A 15,515-nucleotide genomic window follows, 5' to 3' on the forward strand; every position below is an offset into this window, starting at 1 on the left:
CAGATTTCGGGTCGATTCGACCCGAAATCATCCGGCTCTAGGGAGACCGCCAGTGTTCCTGCTCAACCGCAATGCTTTGCATCGCCTGCCACTCGATCCGGCCGATGCCGATACCCTTGGCGTTGCCGGCGCCGACACGGTCGAGCGTTTTCTTGTCCATCGCGACAATCACCGGATGACGCCGCTGCATGCGCTGCCGGCGCTCGCCAGCGAATTCGGCCTTGGCGCCATCCATATCAAGGATGAAGGCTTTCGCCTCGGCCTCGGCAGCTTCAAGGCGCTTGGCGGCGCCTATGCCGTCTTCCGCCTGGTGCTGGAGGAGGCCGGCAGCCGGCTTGGCCGGCCCGTCGATGTGGCCGATCTGGATCAGCCCGACGTGCGTGCCGTTGCCGCGGCGATGACATTTGCCTGTGCGACCGACGGCAACCATGGCCGCTCCGTCGCGCAAGGCGCGCAACTCGTCGGTGCGCGGGCGGCGATCTTTGTCCATGCCGGCGTCAGCGAGGAGCGCATCGCCGCGATCGCCCGCTATGGCGCCGAAATGATCCGCGTCGACGGCAATTATGACGATTCGGTCAGGCAAGCTGCTCAGGTTTCGGCCGAGAAGGGCTGGACCGTGGTCTCCGACACCTCGTGGTCGGGCTATGAGCGCATTCCCGGCCTCGTCATGCAGGGTTATACCGCGATCGTGCGCGAAGCCTTGGGCCAACTCCCTCGGACGCCAACCCACGTCTTCGTGCAGGCCGGTGTCGGCGGCATTGCCGCCGCGCTGGCCGGACATCTTGCCATCGTGCTCGGGGATGCCAGGCCGACCTTCATCGTGGTCGAGCCGGCGCGTGCCGCCTGTGTTTTTGCAGCCGCCCAGGTCGGGCGCCCGCTCAAGGTCGCGCACGGCCGGCCGACGGTGATGGCCATGCTCGAATGCTACGAAGCCTCGCCCGTCGCCTGGCGGGTGCTGGCGCGCGCCGCCGATGCCTTCATGACGGTGGATGAGGACGACGCCGTCGCGGTGATGCGGCGGCTGGCGCGGCCGGCCGGCGGTGACCCGGTGATCGTCGCCGGCGAAAGCGGCGGCGTCGGCGTTGCCGGGCTGATCCGGGCGGTGGCCGAAAACAAGGCCGAGCTTGGACTTGGTGGCAAATCCCGGGTGCTGGTGATCAACACCGAAGGCGCCACCGATCCGCATCGTTATGCCGAACTGGTTGGCATGAGCCCGGCCGATGTGCTGGCCGGCAAGATGCCGGCCGAGGCAACGGCATGATCGCCATCGATGCAAAGCGCCTGCTCGGCCGTATCCGAGAACTTGGTGCTGTTGGCCGTGATGGCGAGGGCAGGCTGATCCGGCTGGCCGCCTCCGACACCGACAAACAGGGCCGCGACCTCTTCGTCGGCTGGCTGCGGCAGGCCGGGCTCGATATCGCCATCGACCTGGTCGGCAACATATTCGGCATCTGGCAAAGCCCGGAAAACACCGGGCAGGCACCGCTGCTCATCGGCTCGCATATCGACACCGTCATCGATGCAGGTATCTATGACGGCTGCTACGGCGTGCTTGCCGGGCTGGAGGTGATCGAGACGCTCAAGGCATCGGACTTTTCGCCGTCGCGCCCGATCGCGGTCGCCGCGTTCACCAATGAGGAGGGTGTACGCTATACCCCCGACATGATGGGCTCGCTGGTCCACGCCGGCGGCATCGATGCCGAAACGGTGCTGGCGGCTGTCGGCACCGATGGCAGCGTGCTCGGGCAGGAACTCGCCCGCATCGGCTATGCCGGCGACCGGGAGCCCGGCTTCCTCAAGCCGCATGCCTATCTCGAACTGCATATCGAACAGGGGCCGGTGCTGGAGCGCGAAGGTTTGCCGATCGGCGCGGTGGAGAATCTGCAAGGCATCTCCTGGCAACGCGTCACCATCGACGGCGTCGCCAACCATGCCGGACCACGCCGATGTCGATGCGCAACGATGCCGGCCACGCCGCGGCCCGGGTCATCACTTTCCTGCTCGACCGGACCAAAGCCTCGAACGCGCCGACTGTCGCCACCGTCGGTACAATCCGCTTCGAGCCGAATGCCATCAACGTCATCCCTTCGCGCGCCGTCTTCACCATCGATCTGCGCGACCCCGACGAACAGCGCCTGCAGGCGGAGGAGGCGGCGCTTGCCGCCTATCTCGAGGAGCTTGCCGCCGCCGAGAACGTGTTCATCTCGGTCGAGCAACTGGCCCGCTTCGAACCGGTGATCTTCGACCGGCGCATCGTCGAACAAATCGAGGCCGCCGCGAAACAGCGCGGCCTTGGCGTCAGGCGCATGACATCGGGCGCCGGCCACGACGCGCAGATGCTGGCGCGTATCGCGCCTGCGGCGATGATCTTCGTGCCGAGCGCCGGTGGTATAAGCCACAATCCGCGCGAACACACTGATGACGCCGAGCTTGTTGCCGGCGCCAACATCCTGCTTGATGTGGCCGCGCAACTGGCAAAGTAGGTCAGGAGGGGCAGCAGAATGTCTGAACTCGATCGTGATGCGCTGAAGCAGGAAATGATTCTCTGGCGGCGCGATCTGCATGCGCATCCCGAATTCGGCTTCGAGGAGAAGCGCACCGCAGCCTTCGTCGCTGCCAAACTGCGTGAGTTCGGCCTCGACGATGTCACCGAAGGCGTCGGCGGCACCGGTGTCGTCGGCACGCTGAAGCGCGGCAGCGGCAACCGGTCGATTGCGCTCAGGGCCGACATGGATGCGTTGCGCATATCAGAGCAGTCGGGCGCACCCCACCGTTCCGGCAATCCCGGCATCATGCATGCCTGCGGCCATGATGGCCACACCACCATGCTGCTCGGCGCGGCAAAGCTGCTGGCGGAGCAGGGCGGTTTCGACCGTGCGGTTCGTCTTCCAGCCGGCCGAGGAATGGGGCAGGGGCGCGCTCGCCATGCTCGACGATGGGCTGATGCAGCGCTTTCCCTTCGACGAGATATTTGGCCTGCACAACATGCCCGGCCTGCCCATCGGGCATTTCGAGACCCGTGCCGGCCCCATAATGTCGGCCGAGGATATCTTCGAGATCGTGCTCAAAGGGCTCGGCGGTCATGCCGCGCGGCCGCATGCGGGCAACGAAACGCTGGTCGCCGCCTGCGCGCTGGTCACCAATCTGCAGACCATCGTCTCGCGCCGGCTGAGCCCGGCCGACATATCGGTGGTTTCGGTGACCGAGCTGATCACCGACGGCACCCGCAACGCTCTTCCCGGCCTTGCCCGCATTCTCGGCGATGCGCGCAGCTTCCGTCCCGAGGTCAGCGCCGAGATCGAACGGCAGATGCGCATCATCACCGAGGGCACCGCCGCCGCCTACAATGTCACCGCCGAAGTCCGTTACAGCAGGGAGTTCGTGCCGCTGCGCAACGATGCCGAGCTGGTCGATGCCGCATTCGCCGCCGCGCGAGGCGTCTTCGAGCCCGGCAACATCGCCGTCGCCCGCGAGCCGATGACCGCCTCCGAGGATTTCGCCCGGTTTCTCGATCATGTGCCGGGCTGCTTCGTCTTCCTCGGCAATGGCGAGGGCTCGGCGCCGCTGCACAATTCCAGTTACGACTTCAACGATGAGGGGCTGTTGTTCGGCACGAATTTCCATGTCGCCGTGGTCAGGCAAAGACTGGCTGGCGATCGCCGCTGGCCCAACACCACCGCTACCGACAGCCAGCTCCCGGGTCTATTGAAATTGCCGGGATGATGGTCAAGACAAGCTTGTGACGGACCGGCGACCGATAGGGCTGTGCGCGTCGGTACGTTTTTAACAAAGACAATCCTCCGATGACGCCAGGGAAAGACTCAGCTACCTTCCGCTGTGCGGCGGACCTAATTATCCGCTTGGCCGGCGCTTCATTCCTCCTCCCAAGCGGCGCCGGCCTTCTTCCCCAAAAACCCGTCCGGGGCGCCACAGCGGCATGCGGCGGACACAAACCTCGCAAACGCCAAGTTCCGCCTCCGGTGCCTCGAGAATGCATCGGGGAATCGCTGGCGAAACCATGGCCGCCCTCCATCTTCGACTGCCCGCGTGGACGATTGGCAAGGGAACCAAAGGGGGTTTCCCCGGTTGGTTCTGCTCCAAAGGAGTGTTGCACCATGTTCCGTCTGCTCGTCGCCGGCGCCTTCGCCTATGTCACCTATCGTATCGCCAGGAAGATGATCGAAAACGTGCCCGATACGGTCGACCTGCTGCTGTTGCCACCGTCGCAATATGATCGCGAGACCTTGCGGCGGCAGTCGGCCGACATGGGTGTCGATCCGCAACGCTAAAGACACGGATGTCGCGCTTCGGCTTGTCGAGCACGAGGCCAGCCTCGCATCGACGTTGCGAACAAAGCAGAAACGATGCTTGATGGGCGATGAACCTCGCCACCGCTGATTCGACCTTTCGGGAACCGACCGTCCAGCCTGCCTATCTCGCCCGGCTGAACGACGCCCAGCGCCAGGCCGTCGAGCATGGCGACGGCAAGATCGCCGGCCCGCTGCTGGTCATTGCCGGCGCCGGATCTGGCAAGACCAACACGCTGGCGCATCGCGTCGCCCATCTGATCGTCAAGGGGGCTGACCCGCGCCGCATCCTGCTGATGACTTTTTCGCGCCGCGCCGCGTCCGAAATGGCCAGGCGCGTCGAGCGCATTGCCGGCGAGGTGCTCGGCCGCGATGCGGCTGTCATCACCGATGCGCTGACCTGGGCCGGCACCTTTCACGGCATCGGCGCGCGGCTGCTGCGCGACTATGCGCTGGAGATCGGCCTCGACCCGGCCTTCACCATCCATGATCGCGAGGATTCCGCCGACCTGATGAACCTGGTCCGCCACGAACTAGGCTTCTCGAAGACGGAAGCGCGCTTCCCCACCAAGGGAACCTGCCTTGCCATCTATTCGCGCGCCGTCAACGCACAGGCGCCGCTCAACGAGATATTGGGTTCCGCCTTTCCCTGGTGCGCCGGTTGGGCGGAGCAGCTGAAAGAATTGTTCGCCGGTTATGTCGAGGCCAAGCAGGCGCAAAACGTGCTCGATTACGACGATTTGCTCCTCTATTGGGCGCAGATGGCGGCGGAGCCCGAGATAGCAGCGCATCTGGGTGGGCGTTTCGACCATGTGCTGGTCGACGAATACCAAGACACAAATCGCCTGCAGGCTTCGATCCTCATGGCGCTGAAACCCGATGGCGCCGGGCTGACGGTGGTCGGCGACGATGCGCAATCGATCTATTCGTTCCGCGCCGCCGAGGTGCGCAACATCCTCGACTTCCCCAACCAGTTCGCGCAAGCCGCCGATGTGGTGATGCTGGAGCGCAATTACCGCTCGACCGAAACGATCCTGGCTGCCGCCAATGCGGTGATCGGCGAAGCCTCGGAGCGCTTCACCAAAAACCTGTGGTCGGAGCGCAAATCCAGCGACCGGCCCAAACTGGTGAGCGTGCGCGACGAAGTCGAGCAGGCCAATTTCATCTGCGACACGATCCTGGCCGAGCGCGAGGCGGGCACAGCTCTGAAATCCCAGGCGGTGCTGTTTCGCGCCTCGCATCACAGCGGGCCGCTGGAAATCGAACTGACGCGGCGCAACATTCCCTTCGTCAAGTTCGGTGGTTTGAAATTTCTCGATGCCGCTCACGTCAAGGATGTGCTGGCGGTGCTGCGCTTTGCCGAGAACCCGCGCGACCGGGTCGCCGGCTTCCGCGTGCTGCAATTGATGCCGGGCATCGGCCCTTCGGCCGCCGCACAGATCGTCGAGACCATGACGACGGCGCTGGATGAGGCCATGGGGCTGGCCGGCTGGCGTCCGCCGCAACGCGCGGCGGATGACTGGCCGGGCTTTGTCTCGCTCTATTCCGGTCTGCGCGCCGGCGCCAAATGGCCGGCCGATCTCGAACAGATCAGGCTGTGGTATGAGCCGCATCTGGAGCGCATCCACGAGGACGCGACGACGCGCCGGGCCGACCTGTTGCAACTGGAGCAGATCGGCTCGGGCTATGCCTCGCGCGAGCGCTTCCTCACCGAACTGACGCTCGATCCGCCGGACGCCACCAGCGACCAGGCCGGGCCGCCGCATCGCGACGAGGACTATCTGATCCTGTCGACCATCCATTCGGCCAAGGGCCAGGAATGGAAGAACGTCTTCGTGCTCAACACGGTCGATGGCTGCATCCCGGCCGATCTCGGCGTCGGCACCAAGGAAGACATCGAGGAGGAGCGCCGGCTGCTCTACGTGGCGATGACGCGGGCCAAGGACAATCTCAACCTGGTCATGCCGCAGCGATTCTTTCCACATGGCCAGGCGGCGCGCGGCGACCGCCATCTCTATGCCTCGCGCACCCGATTCATCCCGGCATCGATCCTTGCCGCATTCCAACAGGTGTCGTGGCCGAGCGCACAGGCGGTACAGGGCAGGGCGGCGCGGCCGGAGGTACGCGTCGACATCGGCGCGCGCATGCGCGGCATGTGGAAATAGCCGCGGGATAGCGCCCCATGTCGAAACCACCGGTCAGGGTCGCCATCGCGGGTGCGCTGGGCCGCATGGGCCGCCAGATGGCGAACGCCGTGCAGGGCGACGCGCGGCTGGCGCTCGCCGCCCGCTTCCACCGGCCGGGCAGTGTCGGCCAAGGTCTGGTGAGCCGTGACGAGGCGCTCGCCGTGGCCGAAATCGTCATCGATTTCACCACGCCGGCTGCCTCGGCAGATCTGGCCAGGATTTGCGCCGAGCGCGGCGGGCCGGCCCTGGTCATCGGCTCTACGGGTTTCGATGCCGCTCAATCGGCTGCGATCGCCGACGCCGCGAAAACAGTTCCCATCGTGCGCTCCGGCAGCTTTTCGCTCGGTCTCAACATGCTGGTCGGACTGGTCGAGCAGGCGGCGCGTGCACTCGATCCCGATGACTGGGACGTGGAGATTGTCGAGGCGCATCACCGCTACAAGGTCGATGCGCCATCGGGAACGGCGTTGATGCTGGGGCATGCCGCGGCCGGCGGACGCGGCATCGATCTGGAGACGGTCGCAAGGCGCGCACGCGATGGCACCATTGGCGCGCGGCCTCCCGGTGAGATCGGCTTCGCGGTGCTGCGTGGCGGCAGCATCATCGGCGAACACAGCGTGAGCTTCTGCGCCGACGGCGAGCTGGTGACCTTGTCGCATGCGGCCGGCGACCGCGTCATGTTCGCCCGCGGCGCCATCGCCGCCGCGCTCTGGCTCGAGGGACGCCTGCCAGGCGAATACGACATGCGCGACGTGCTGGGTCTGAACGGCTCATAGCAGGGCCGATTTGTCGCCCCGGAGTGGATGTCCGGCCCATACCCTCGTCCACCTTCGCACCCCTAGAAAGCGTCTGATGCGGCCAGACTGCTTCAAACCGAACCGTTCAGTTCGATTTCTGTTGACGCACTGTGTAGCAGATAGTGAACGCCGGCCTGGTGAATGATCGCGGCCGGTGATGGGCACTTCTGTGTAACTGTCTGATTTTAAAGGTTTAAAATTATGACCGCGGAGACCCTGTGTCAAATTTCAAGGCCTGGATTCGAGCCGCGGGGGAACATCTTCGTGATTGGAATCCACGACAGGGCAAACCCATCTCGGGGTGGTCCGAGCGACGCGAAATTCCTCCCAAGGGCACGCCACTAGACGGACATGACAAATACTGGAGTGCTTAAAATGACCAAGATCGCTCTTACCGCCGTCGCCATCCTCGTTGCCACGGGCACTGCTTTTGCCGGCAGCGACAACTATGGCTCGGCCAACGCCAATCAGCCTGCCGTCGCTGTCGACCATTCGATCACCGCTTCGGTCTCGAAGTCGACGCAGACCGTCCAGGCCCCAGCGTCGCAGGGCGCTGACCGCAATCTCTTCGGCCGCTGATCGCGACTGCCGATATCAACCTAACCTTGAACTCAGGAGTAATTAAAATGACCAAGATCGCTCTTACCGCCGCCGCCATCCTCGTTGCCACGGGCACTGCTTTTGCCGGCAGCGACAACTATGGCTCCTACAATGCCAACCAGCCGGTTGCGAACCAGTCCGTGTCCAACATCGACACCACGCACACCGGCTCGATCCCGAAGTCCGTAAAGACGCAGGGTGATGCCAATGCCAACGTGCCGGCTCAGTCGGGCCAGGGCATCTGGGGTCGTTGATTTTCTGAAGTCTGCGACCACAAAGAGCGGTGGGCTTTGCCCGCCGCTCTTGTTTTTATGCATGACGATGCCGATGCCGCTTCCGGGAACAAAGCCGTACGGCACCGCAAGCGCCCTTGCCGGCAGCGATCACCACGGCTCCAACAGTGCCAGCCAGCCGGTTGACAGCGTTGACCACGCCGTCACCGGCTCGGTGAAGACCATGGCTGGGCACAAGGCTGTGGATACCACGATGAAGGTCGCAACCAACTGGCCTGACCCCGGACAGGGCATCTGGGGCAACTGACTATCAAGCGGAAGGTTTGGCCTGCCGCGCCTGGATTCTAGCCCAGATCCTTCGGCCGCAGGCAGTGTGTCAGCCGGGCGGAGGACAGGCCGGACCAGTCGCCTTCGAAGACGAAGCGCGCAAGGGCTGACGTCGGGAATTTTTCATCGAGTGTCTTGCGTGCCGTAGTTTCCGATCCCGACCTCGCAAGCTGTTTGGCCAGATCTTCCAGGCCCGAATTGTGAGCGATCACCAGCAAACTGCCGCACGACGGGTCCGTTTGATGAACCTGGCCCAGAATGCCTGTCGCCGAAGCGCCATAGAGCGCCTCGATGAACGCGGTCCGTGGGTGAGTGGGCAGTTCAGTTGCTACCAGCCGCCAGGTGTCGCGGGTGCGCAACGCCGCCGACACCAGCGCCAGGTCCGGCAGCCAGCCGCGCGCCACAAGCTCGCGCCCCATCAACCGGGCTGCCTTAACTCCGCGTTCGGCCAGGGGTCGGTCGAAATCATCGAGATCCGGATCGTCCCAGCTGGATTTGGCGTGACGAAGCAGGAGGAGCTGTTTCATTGGTTTCTGTTCGATCCAAGGAATATTGTGCCGGGAGGCCGGTATGCATCAGAGCAACGTCGACACATCGCGCGCGCCATGCACGATGCGCACAATTTCGATCCGGCCCTCGGCGCGACGATAAAGAATTAGATAATTGCCGATGGTCAGCGCTCGCGTGTCAGCGCCGATATCGGGTCTTCGGGGTCCGGACTCGGGAAAAACGGTAAGCTGCAGGATGCGCTCGGCGATGGTATCCAGAAATGATCGGCGGCACGGGGGCTGTGCTCGGCGATGGCGAGCCAGATGTCGATAAGATCATCTTCCGCCGCCGGGCTGCGAATGATCTGCACGCCTGCCATTGGCCTATTTCTTGACAGCGTCGACGAGCCGGCCGCGGGCCTTCCGCTTGATGTCCTCTATGTCGAAAGCAGCGAACGGGCCGCTCTCCAGTCCCTCCGTCCACGCCTTGCGCAATCGCTCCGCCTCGGCCTCGCGCAAGGGCTGGCGCAGCCGCCATTCTCGCAGTGCCTCGCGGATCACTTCGCTTGCCGAACCATAGCGCCCGCTGTCAACGGCGTCCTTGACCATCTCCAGCAGTTCCGGCGAAAGCGCCACGCTGACTTTTTCGACTGTCGCCATCGAACCTGTCTCCTCGGCCAGAAGGTAGCAATATTTGCTACCGCCCTCAAGGATTCAAGGCGTAATCCGCGCCAGATGTTCGAGGTCGGCTTCCTCGCGCAGTGGGTCGGGGGCCATCACCACCGAAGTGCCGTTGTCGGCATCGTCGGCAAAGTGGGCGAGCACGGTACGGCCGGCCTCCATGCGCGCCTTGCCTTCGGCAACCAATCCCAGTGCCAGCGGATAGAGCCGATGTTCGGTTTTCAGCACGCGGGCTGCCAAAGTATCGGCGGTGTCGCCGACCATCACCGGCACGGCCGCCTGTGCGATGATCGGGCCGTCATCCATCTCGGAGGTGACGAAGTGCACGGTGCAGCCATGGATGCGGATGCCGGCGGCCAGTGCGCGCGCATGGGTGTCTAGCCCCTTGAAAGCCGGCAGCAGGGCAGGGTGGATGTTGATCATGCGGCCCTGCCATCTCTGGACGAAGCCGGGGGTGAGGATGCGCATGTAGCCGGCCAGCGCCACGATCTCGGCGTTGAAGGCTGCGAGCGCCGCGTCGATGGCGGCGTCGTGCGCCTGCTTGCTGCCATGGTCGGCACGCGAGACGACCTGCGTGGCGATGCCGCGCGCCCTGGCGATGCCGAGCCCGGCGGCATCCGCCTTGTCGGAAATAACACCGACGATCTCTGCCGGGAACGCCGGGTCGCTGGCCGCGGCAATCAGCGCGGTCATGTTGGAGCCACGTCCCGAGATCAGGACAACGGTGCGTTTCCTCTGCGCGCTCATAGGCCGATCGAGCCCCGATAGATGACGCCGGCGTCGCGGCGCGGCACGATGCGGCCGATCGGCGTCACCGTCTCGCCGGCCTCCTGCAGCACGGCGGCGACCTGCGCCGCCTGGCCGGACGCGACCGCCAGGATCATGCCGATGCCGCAATTGAAGGTGCGCATCATTTCTTCCGGCGCCACGCCGCCGGTCTTGGCCAGCCACGAAAACACCGGAGGGACGTCGATCGCCTCGAGGTCGAGCTCGGCCGAAAAATCCTTGGGCAGCACGCGCGGAATGTTTTCCGGGAAGCCGCCGCCGGTGATATGGGCGAGCGCCTTGATGCCATGCGTGTTGCGGATCGCCTTGAGAATCGACTTGACGTAGATCCGGGTCGGCTCGAGCAGCGCCTCGGCCAGAGTGGCCTCGTCGTTGAACGGTGCCGGATCGCTCCACGCCAGACCGCTGACGGCGACGATGCGGCGCACCAGCGAATAGCCGTTCGAATGCAGGCCGGAGGAAGCCAGGCCCAGCAGCACGTCGCCTTCGACAATGTCATCGGTGGGCAGCAATTGGCCGCGTTCGGCGGCGCCCACCGCAAAGCCGGCGAGGTCGTAGTCATTGCCGTGATACATGCCGGGCATCTCGGCCGTCTCGCCGCCGATCAGCGCGCAGCCGGCCTGGCGGCAGCCCTCGGCAATGCCGCCGACGATTGCGGCACCCTGGTCGGGATCGAGCTTGCCGGTGGCGAAATAGTCCAGGAAGAACAGCGGTTCGGCACCTTGCACGACGATGTCGTTGACGCACATGGCGACGAGGTCGATGCCGATCGTGTCGTGCTTGCCGGCATCGATGGCGATCTTGAGCTTGGTGCCGACGCCGTCATTGGCCGCCACCAGGACCGGATCGGTAAACCCGGCCGCCTTGAGGTCGAACAAGCCGCCAAACCCACCGATCTCACCATCGGCGCCCGGCCGGCGCGTCGCGCGCACCAGCGGCTTGATCTTCTCGACCATGAGATTGCCGGCATCGATATCGACACCGGCCTCGGCATAGGTGAGCCCGTTCTTGCGCTTGTTCACGTCGCGCTTGCTCATTTCTGGTGCCCGTTCAACAATTTTCCTTGTCGCGGGCTCTTCGCATGAACGGTTTCTGTCCGCAAGGATAACGGCCATCTCCGCCTACAAAACCGTGGACAGCGCGCGCGTACAGGCGCTCGTGATTGGCGAGAGCCAGGCTGAAAGCCGCTCTCCCGTGCGGGGAGATCGGCGGCTTCTCCCTTGTTGCCACCCACCATCTTCATCATCTATCTCCGACCAAGAGGAGGTGCCAAGCATTTGACCATCCCCAACCTGATCACCATCCTGCGCCTTGTCCTGGTGCCGGCGGTGGTGCTGGCGATGCTGCAGGCGCGCTGGGACTGGGCTTTTGCCGGGTTCCTCGTCGCCGGCATTTCCGACGGCGTCGACGGGTTCATCGCCCGCCGTTTCAACCAGCAGTCCACGCTCGGCGCATATCTCGACCCGGCGGCCGACAAGCTGCTGCTGGTTTCGGTGTTCGTGGTCATGAGCTTCATCGGGCAATTGCCGCTGTGGCTTGTCGTCATCATGGTGTCGCGCGACGCGTTGATCGTCGGCGCGGTGGTGTTGTCCGCCATCATGATCCATCCGGTCGAGATGAAACCGTTGTTCGTGTCGAAAGCCAACACCGCGATCCAGATCGTGCTGGCCGCGCTTGTGCTGGGAGAACTTGCCCTTGCCGTTCACCTCGACCCGCTGAGGTCAGCCCTCATATTGCTGTCCGGGGTCTTGACCGTGGCTTCGGCCGCGGCCTATCTCGTGACTTGGCTGAGGCACATGAACTCACATGACGAAGGCTCCACTCCGGACATCTGAGACAGAAGCGGCAGCGATCGAGGCCGCGGCCGCCGACATCGCCGCGTCCGCGACCTTTCGCCGCCAGATCTTCTTCTGGCTGGCCGGCGCCGCGCTGCTTGCGCTTTTCCTCTATGTTTTCAGCGCCATCCTGCTGCCCTTTGTCGCCGGCATGGTGCTTGCCTATTTCCTCGATCCCGTCGCCGACCGGCTGCAGCGGCTCGGCCTGTCGCGTTTCATGGCGACGGTGGTCATCCTCATCACCTTCCTCATCGTGCTGGTCCTGGCCTTCGTCATCCTCATTCCGGTTCTGGCCACGCAGATGGCCGATTTCGCCGGCAAATTGCCGGAATATCTGACCCGGCTGCAAAGCCTGATCACCTCGTTCGATCCGAAATGGCTGGAACAGAAGTTCGGCGTCAACGCCAATAGCTTGCGCGACGGGCTGAATTCGCTGCTGACCTCCGGCTTCGGCCTGGTCACCACCGTCTTCACCTCGCTGTGGAGTTCCGGCATGGCGCTGGTCTCGGTGGTCAGCCTGTTCGTGGTGACGCCGGTGGTCGCCTTCTACATGCTGCTCGACTGGGACCGCATGGTGGCGGTCATCGACGGCTGGGTGCCGCGCGACAACGTCGCGACCGTGCGCGCCATCGCCCGCGACATCAACACCGCGACAGCCGGCTTCGTGCGCGGCCAGGGCACGCTGTGCCTGGTGCTGGGCGCCATGTATGCCACCGGGCTGACGCTGACGGGACTGAATTTCGGCATCCTCATCGGCCTGTTCGCCGGGCTGATTTCCTTCATCCCCTATGTCGGCTCGCTGACCGGGCTGGTGCTGGCCGTCGGCGTCGCCTTCGTCCAGTTCTGGCCGGACTGGACGATGATCGCCGCGGTCGCGGTCGTGTTCTTCATCGGCCAGTTCATCGAGGGCAACATCCTGCAGCCGCGGCTGGTCGGCAAGAGCGTCGGCCTGCACCCGGTATGGCTGATGTTCTCGCTGTTTGCCTTCGGCGCGCTGTTCGGCTTCGTCGGCCTGCTGATAGCCGTGCCGGCTTCTGCCGCCGTCGCCGTGCTGGTGCGGTTCGCCATAGCCCGCTATCTCGAATCGCCGCTCTACAAGGGCCGCGGCGCGGCACCTGTGCCGCAGCTTGCGGCCGATCGCGGCGGCGGCCACCGCACGCAACCGCGTCGCTGAAGTGACTGCCCAGCCAACTGACCCGCCGCGCCAGCTGCCGCTCGATCTCGGCCATGGCACCGGCTATTCGCGTGACGACCTCGTCGTCTCCGGCACCAACAACCAGGCGGTTGCGCTGGTCGACCGCTGGCCGGACTGGCCATCGCCGGTGGTGGTGCTGGCCGGTCCCGCGGGTTCGGGCAAGACGCATCTGGCCTCGATCTGGCGCGCCCGTGCCAATGCGGTGGCGGTCGACGCCAGGCGCATCGGCGACAGCATTGCCAATCTCGGCGCACGGCCGGCGCTGATCGACGATGTCGATACCGGGACGGTTGACGAACAAGGCCTGTTCCATCTTATCAATGCGGTGCGTGGTGCCGGCTCGCAACTGCTTTTGACGGCGCGCCGCTTTCCCTCTGCCTGGGGTGTCGGTCTGCCTGATCTCGCCTCACGGCTGAAGGCGGCCGCGACAGTCGAAATTCATGAACCCGACGATCTCCTGCTGGCAGGCGTCATCACAAAACTGTTCGCCGACCGCCAGATCGAGGTCGAACCGCATGTCGTGCAGTATCTGGTCCGCCGCATCGAGCGCTCGCTGGCGACTGCGATGCGCGTGGTGGAGCGGCTCGACCGGACCGCGCTCGAACGCAAGACGCCGATCACCAGGGCGCTGGCAGCCGAAACCGTCAACGCCATGGATGAAGGGCAGGGCGAATTCCAGATTTAGCTGAGAGGCCAGTCTCAGAGCCACATTCTGGCAAAGTGACGGACCGCGAGGTAGACGGCAGAGTGGACGGCGATGTAGCCGGCGGCGACCAGCACAAACATGCCGATACTGACACGCCAGGAGCGGGAGACGACGGCGCCTGGGGCCTGCCTCGCCTGTCTGCGGCTTTCACGGTTGTTCCACATCGCCAGTGCGGCGCAGGCAATTGCCCACGTCACCATGAACGGAACGGTGATGCCGGCATAGGCAAAGTAGGCCGGTCCGAAAAGCGACACCCAGGCATCGATTCCAAGCATCTGAACCCCTGTTTGCCGAATCGGCCCGCAGCCGCCGGAGCACGACCGGAGCCGGAGCAAGCGACCAGATGGCTGCGCCGGGCATTGGGCTGTGAGGGGATGGTCGGAGTGGAGAGATTCGAACTCCCGACCCTCTGGTCCCAAACCAGATGCGCTACCAGGCTGCGCTACACTCCGAACGGTCTGTTGCCTATTCATTTCGGTGGTGCATGGCAAGTGCAAAAACCTTGCCGCCATGCGCATTGCGCAGTAATGACGGGCAAAGGGTGGCGATGCTGCCTTGCACAAGAACGAGGTGGCCATGTCCGCGCGCATTTTCAGCCCAGCCAAAACCGCGATGCAGTCCGGCAAGGCCAAGACCGGCCACTGGGTGCTGGAATTCGATCCCGAGTCGCGCAAGAAGATCGACCCGCTGATGGGCTATACGACGTCGGCAGACATGAGAAGCCAGATCAGGCTTAGCTTCGACACGCGCGAAGAGGCGGTGGCCTACGCCGAAAAGCAAGGGCTCGCTTTCCGCGTCGAAGAGCCGAAAGAGACCAAGCGCCGCCAGATTTCCTATGCGGAGAATTTCCGCTATGACCGCAGGACGCCCTGGACGCATTGAACGCGCCCGGCGCCAAAATATCCAGCCGGCCCAAGGGCCGGCCAGCGGTCCCGTAGCTCAGCTGGATAGAGCACCGGCCTTCTAAGCCGATGGTCACAGGTTCGAATCCTGTCGGGATCGCCAAAGCTTTTCGGTCCGTTCCGGACACTTAGGCCACGGTTTATACCGGAGACATGGGCTTTCAGAGAGTGGCATCAGGCCTCGTGCGCTCAAAGCGCCGCCGCCAGAAGCAGCGTTACCCCCACAACTGTCGACGCATAGATCGTCGCTAGAAGCACGATCGGTCGAGGATATTCGGCGGGTGTCGCGAGGCCGGCGAAGTCGGGATTTCGAAATGTTTCGGTGCCGGGCCACGGGACGTCGGCGGCATCGGGAGCGTTGTCATTGCAAGCGCGCGCAGAAAGACGCTGGGCTATATCGGCGGCGATCAGAGGATCGTTCGCCACCAATTTCGACCAGTCCGAAACAATGCCGATTTCACGTCTGAACATC

Annotated in this window: 19 protein-coding genes, 2 tRNA genes and 2 pseudogenes; 14 read left to right on the forward strand and 9 right to left on the reverse strand. The window is 64.3% G+C overall.

The features are described from left to right. Positions 1–52 precede the first annotated feature (52 nt). The 9 genes and pseudogenes from EOA16_RS25455 (at position 53) to EOA16_RS25495 (ending at position 8,430) form a co-directional block, all read left to right on the forward strand. Positions 53–1,261 (forward strand): diaminopropionate ammonia-lyase, encoded by a 1,209-nt coding sequence (locus EOA16_RS25455; RefSeq protein WP_127260661.1) that lies wholly within the window; start codon positions 53–55, stop codon positions 1,259–1,261. Continuing rightward, positions 1,258–2,483, forward strand: a pseudogene (locus EOA16_RS25460) (Zn-dependent hydrolase). The gene EOA16_RS25455 and the pseudogene EOA16_RS25460 overlap by 4 nt, the downstream one beginning before the upstream one ends. Positions 2,484–2,501: 18 nt before the next feature. Further along, positions 2,502–3,723, forward strand: a pseudogene (locus tag EOA16_RS25465) (M20 aminoacylase family protein). Between the two features lie 392 nt (positions 3,724–4,115). Continuing rightward, positions 4,116–4,289, forward strand: a complete 174-nt coding sequence (locus EOA16_RS25470) for a hypothetical protein (protein ID WP_127260662.1) — start codon at positions 4,116–4,118, stop codon at positions 4,287–4,289. An 89-nt stretch (positions 4,290–4,378) separates the two neighbouring features. Then, on the forward strand, positions 4,379–6,472 hold the full coding sequence (locus tag EOA16_RS25475; protein ID WP_127260663.1) for an ATP-dependent helicase: 2,094 nt from the start codon (positions 4,379–4,381) through the stop codon (positions 6,470–6,472). 17 nt (positions 6,473–6,489) lie between these two features. Continuing rightward, positions 6,490–7,269 (forward strand): 4-hydroxy-tetrahydrodipicolinate reductase, encoded by a 780-nt coding sequence (dapB, locus tag EOA16_RS25480; protein ID WP_127260664.1) that lies wholly within the window; start codon positions 6,490–6,492, stop codon positions 7,267–7,269. A 396-nt stretch (positions 7,270–7,665) separates the two neighbouring features. After that, a complete protein-coding gene (locus tag EOA16_RS25485) occupies positions 7,666–7,869 on the forward strand; it encodes a DUF680 domain-containing protein (RefSeq protein WP_127260665.1) in 204 nt (67 codons plus the stop codon). A gap of 47 nt (positions 7,870–7,916) precedes the next feature. Continuing rightward, on the forward strand, positions 7,917–8,144 hold the full coding sequence (locus EOA16_RS25490; protein ID WP_023812599.1) for a DUF680 domain-containing protein: 228 nt from the start codon (positions 7,917–7,919) through the stop codon (positions 8,142–8,144). Between the two features lie 61 nt (positions 8,145–8,205). After that, a complete protein-coding gene (locus EOA16_RS25495) occupies positions 8,206–8,430 on the forward strand; it encodes a DUF680 domain-containing protein (RefSeq protein ID WP_127260666.1) in 225 nt (74 codons plus the stop codon). Between the two features lie 37 nt (positions 8,431–8,467). Here EOA16_RS25495 and EOA16_RS25500 read toward each other — a convergent pair whose 3' ends face one another. Genes EOA16_RS25500 through purM form a run of 6 tightly spaced genes read right to left on the reverse strand, consistent with a single transcriptional unit; the run spans position 8,468 to position 11,442 of the window. Next, positions 8,468–8,977, reverse strand: coding sequence for a histidine phosphatase family protein (locus EOA16_RS25500; protein ID WP_127260667.1), 510 nt, complete (start codon positions 8,975–8,977; stop codon positions 8,468–8,470). Between the two features lie 48 nt (positions 8,978–9,025). Beyond that, the gene (locus tag EOA16_RS33325) at positions 9,026–9,208 is read right to left on the reverse strand and encodes a type II toxin-antitoxin system RelE/ParE family toxin (protein ID WP_348630368.1); all 183 of its coding nucleotides are present in this window, start codon (positions 9,206–9,208) and stop codon (positions 9,026–9,028) included. Continuing rightward, complete coding sequence (locus EOA16_RS25505) at positions 9,124–9,318, reverse strand: hypothetical protein (protein ID WP_245456022.1); 195 nt, start codon at positions 9,316–9,318, stop codon at positions 9,124–9,126. Before EOA16_RS25505 ends, EOA16_RS33325 begins: the two co-directional genes overlap by 85 nt. Before the next feature lie 4 nt (positions 9,319–9,322). Next, positions 9,323–9,598 carry a type II toxin-antitoxin system ParD family antitoxin gene (locus EOA16_RS25510; RefSeq protein WP_127260668.1) on the reverse strand — a complete coding sequence of 92 codons (276 nt, stop codon included), beginning with the start codon at positions 9,596–9,598 and terminating at the stop codon, positions 9,323–9,325. 54 nt (positions 9,599–9,652) lie between these two features. After that, entirely contained in the window at positions 9,653–10,366 is a 714-nt protein-coding gene (purN, locus tag EOA16_RS25515; protein ID WP_127260669.1) for a phosphoribosylglycinamide formyltransferase, read from the reverse strand. Further along, entirely contained in the window at positions 10,363–11,442 is a 1,080-nt protein-coding gene (gene purM, locus EOA16_RS25520; RefSeq protein WP_127260670.1) for a phosphoribosylformylglycinamidine cyclo-ligase, read from the reverse strand. Before purM ends, purN begins: the two co-directional genes overlap by 4 nt. Positions 11,443–11,682: 240 nt before the next feature. Here purM and EOA16_RS25525 point away from each other — a divergent pair, with 240 nt between their 5' ends. From EOA16_RS25525 to hdaA, 3 genes are read left to right on the forward strand one after another with little or no spacing between them, the layout of a single operon-like run. Then, the gene (locus EOA16_RS25525; protein ID WP_127260671.1) at positions 11,683–12,240 is read left to right on the forward strand and encodes a CDP-alcohol phosphatidyltransferase family protein; all 558 of its coding nucleotides are present in this window, start codon (positions 11,683–11,685) and stop codon (positions 12,238–12,240) included. Then, on the forward strand, positions 12,212–13,414 hold the full coding sequence (locus EOA16_RS25530; protein ID WP_127260672.1) for an AI-2E family transporter: 1,203 nt from the start codon (positions 12,212–12,214) through the stop codon (positions 13,412–13,414). The genes EOA16_RS25525 and EOA16_RS25530 overlap by 29 nt, the downstream gene beginning before the upstream one ends. Before the next feature lies 1 nt (position 13,415). Next, a complete protein-coding gene (gene hdaA, locus EOA16_RS25535; RefSeq protein WP_127260673.1) occupies positions 13,416–14,120 on the forward strand; it encodes a DnaA regulatory inactivator HdaA in 705 nt (234 codons plus the stop codon). Positions 14,121–14,134: 14 nt separating this feature from the next. On the opposite strand, the gene EOA16_RS25540 is transcribed toward hdaA, so the two are convergent. Then, positions 14,135–14,416 carry a hypothetical protein gene (locus EOA16_RS25540; protein WP_127260674.1) on the reverse strand — a complete coding sequence of 94 codons (282 nt, stop codon included), beginning with the start codon at positions 14,414–14,416 and terminating at the stop codon, positions 14,135–14,137. A 100-nt stretch (positions 14,417–14,516) separates the two neighbouring features. Beyond that, positions 14,517–14,593 (reverse strand) — tRNA-Pro (locus tag EOA16_RS25545). A 124-nt stretch (positions 14,594–14,717) separates the two neighbouring features. Here EOA16_RS25545 and EOA16_RS25550 point away from each other — a divergent pair. Both EOA16_RS25550 and EOA16_RS25555 read left to right on the forward strand, forming a co-directional pair. Beyond that, complete coding sequence (locus EOA16_RS25550; RefSeq protein WP_127260675.1) at positions 14,718–15,023, forward strand: ETC complex I subunit; 306 nt, start codon at positions 14,718–14,720, stop codon at positions 15,021–15,023. A 46-nt stretch (positions 15,024–15,069) separates the two neighbouring features. Beyond that, positions 15,070–15,146, forward strand: a tRNA-Arg gene (locus EOA16_RS25555). 86 nt (positions 15,147–15,232) lie between these two features. On the opposite strand, the gene EOA16_RS25560 is transcribed toward EOA16_RS25555, so the two are convergent. Next, positions 15,233–15,514: a hypothetical protein gene (locus EOA16_RS25560; RefSeq protein ID WP_127260676.1), complete on the reverse strand. Its 282-nt coding sequence runs from the start codon at positions 15,512–15,514 to the stop codon at positions 15,233–15,235. Position 15,515: the final 1 nt, after the last annotated feature.

Source organism: Mesorhizobium sp. M7A.F.Ca.US.008.03.1.1 (assembly GCF_003997495.1).
In the GTDB taxonomy this organism is placed as follows: domain Bacteria; phylum Pseudomonadota; class Alphaproteobacteria; order Rhizobiales; family Rhizobiaceae; genus Mesorhizobium.

Excerpts from the sequence above, each read along its gene's own strand:
- EOA16_RS25470 (WP_127260662.1), top strand. The coding sequence starts at position 4,116 with ATGTTCCGTCTGCTCGTCGCCGGCGCCTTCGCCTATGTCACCTATCGT.
- EOA16_RS25475 (WP_127260663.1), top strand. The coding sequence starts at position 4,379 with ATGAACCTCGCCACCGCTGATTCGACCTTTCGGGAACCGACCGTCCAG.
- dapB (WP_127260664.1), top strand. The coding sequence starts at position 6,490 with ATGTCGAAACCACCGGTCAGGGTCGCCATCGCGGGTGCGCTGGGCCGC.
- EOA16_RS25485 (WP_127260665.1), top strand. The coding sequence starts at position 7,666 with ATGACCAAGATCGCTCTTACCGCCGTCGCCATCCTCGTTGCCACGGGC.
- EOA16_RS25490 (WP_023812599.1), top strand. The coding sequence starts at position 7,917 with ATGACCAAGATCGCTCTTACCGCCGCCGCCATCCTCGTTGCCACGGGC.
- EOA16_RS25495 (WP_127260666.1), top strand. The coding sequence starts at position 8,206 with ATGACGATGCCGATGCCGCTTCCGGGAACAAAGCCGTACGGCACCGCA.
- EOA16_RS25500 (WP_127260667.1), bottom strand. The coding sequence starts at position 8,977 with ATGAAACAGCTCCTCCTGCTTCGTCACGCCAAATCCAGCTGGGACGAT.
- EOA16_RS25505 (WP_245456022.1), bottom strand. The coding sequence starts at position 9,318 with ATGGCAGGCGTGCAGATCATTCGCAGCCCGGCGGCGGAAGATGATCTT.
- EOA16_RS25510 (WP_127260668.1), bottom strand. The coding sequence starts at position 9,598 with ATGGCGACAGTCGAAAAAGTCAGCGTGGCGCTTTCGCCGGAACTGCTG.
- purN (WP_127260669.1), bottom strand. The coding sequence starts at position 10,366 with ATGAGCGCGCAGAGGAAACGCACCGTTGTCCTGATCTCGGGACGTGGC.
- purM (WP_127260670.1), bottom strand. The coding sequence starts at position 11,442 with ATGAGCAAGCGCGACGTGAACAAGCGCAAGAACGGGCTCACCTATGCC.
- EOA16_RS25530 (WP_127260672.1), top strand. The coding sequence starts at position 12,212 with ATGACGAAGGCTCCACTCCGGACATCTGAGACAGAAGCGGCAGCGATC.
- EOA16_RS25540 (WP_127260674.1), bottom strand. The coding sequence starts at position 14,416 with ATGCTTGGAATCGATGCCTGGGTGTCGCTTTTCGGACCGGCCTACTTT.
- EOA16_RS25550 (WP_127260675.1), top strand. The coding sequence starts at position 14,718 with ATGTCCGCGCGCATTTTCAGCCCAGCCAAAACCGCGATGCAGTCCGGC.
- EOA16_RS25560 (WP_127260676.1), bottom strand. The coding sequence starts at position 15,514 with ATGTTCAGACGTGAAATCGGCATTGTTTCGGACTGGTCGAAATTGGTG.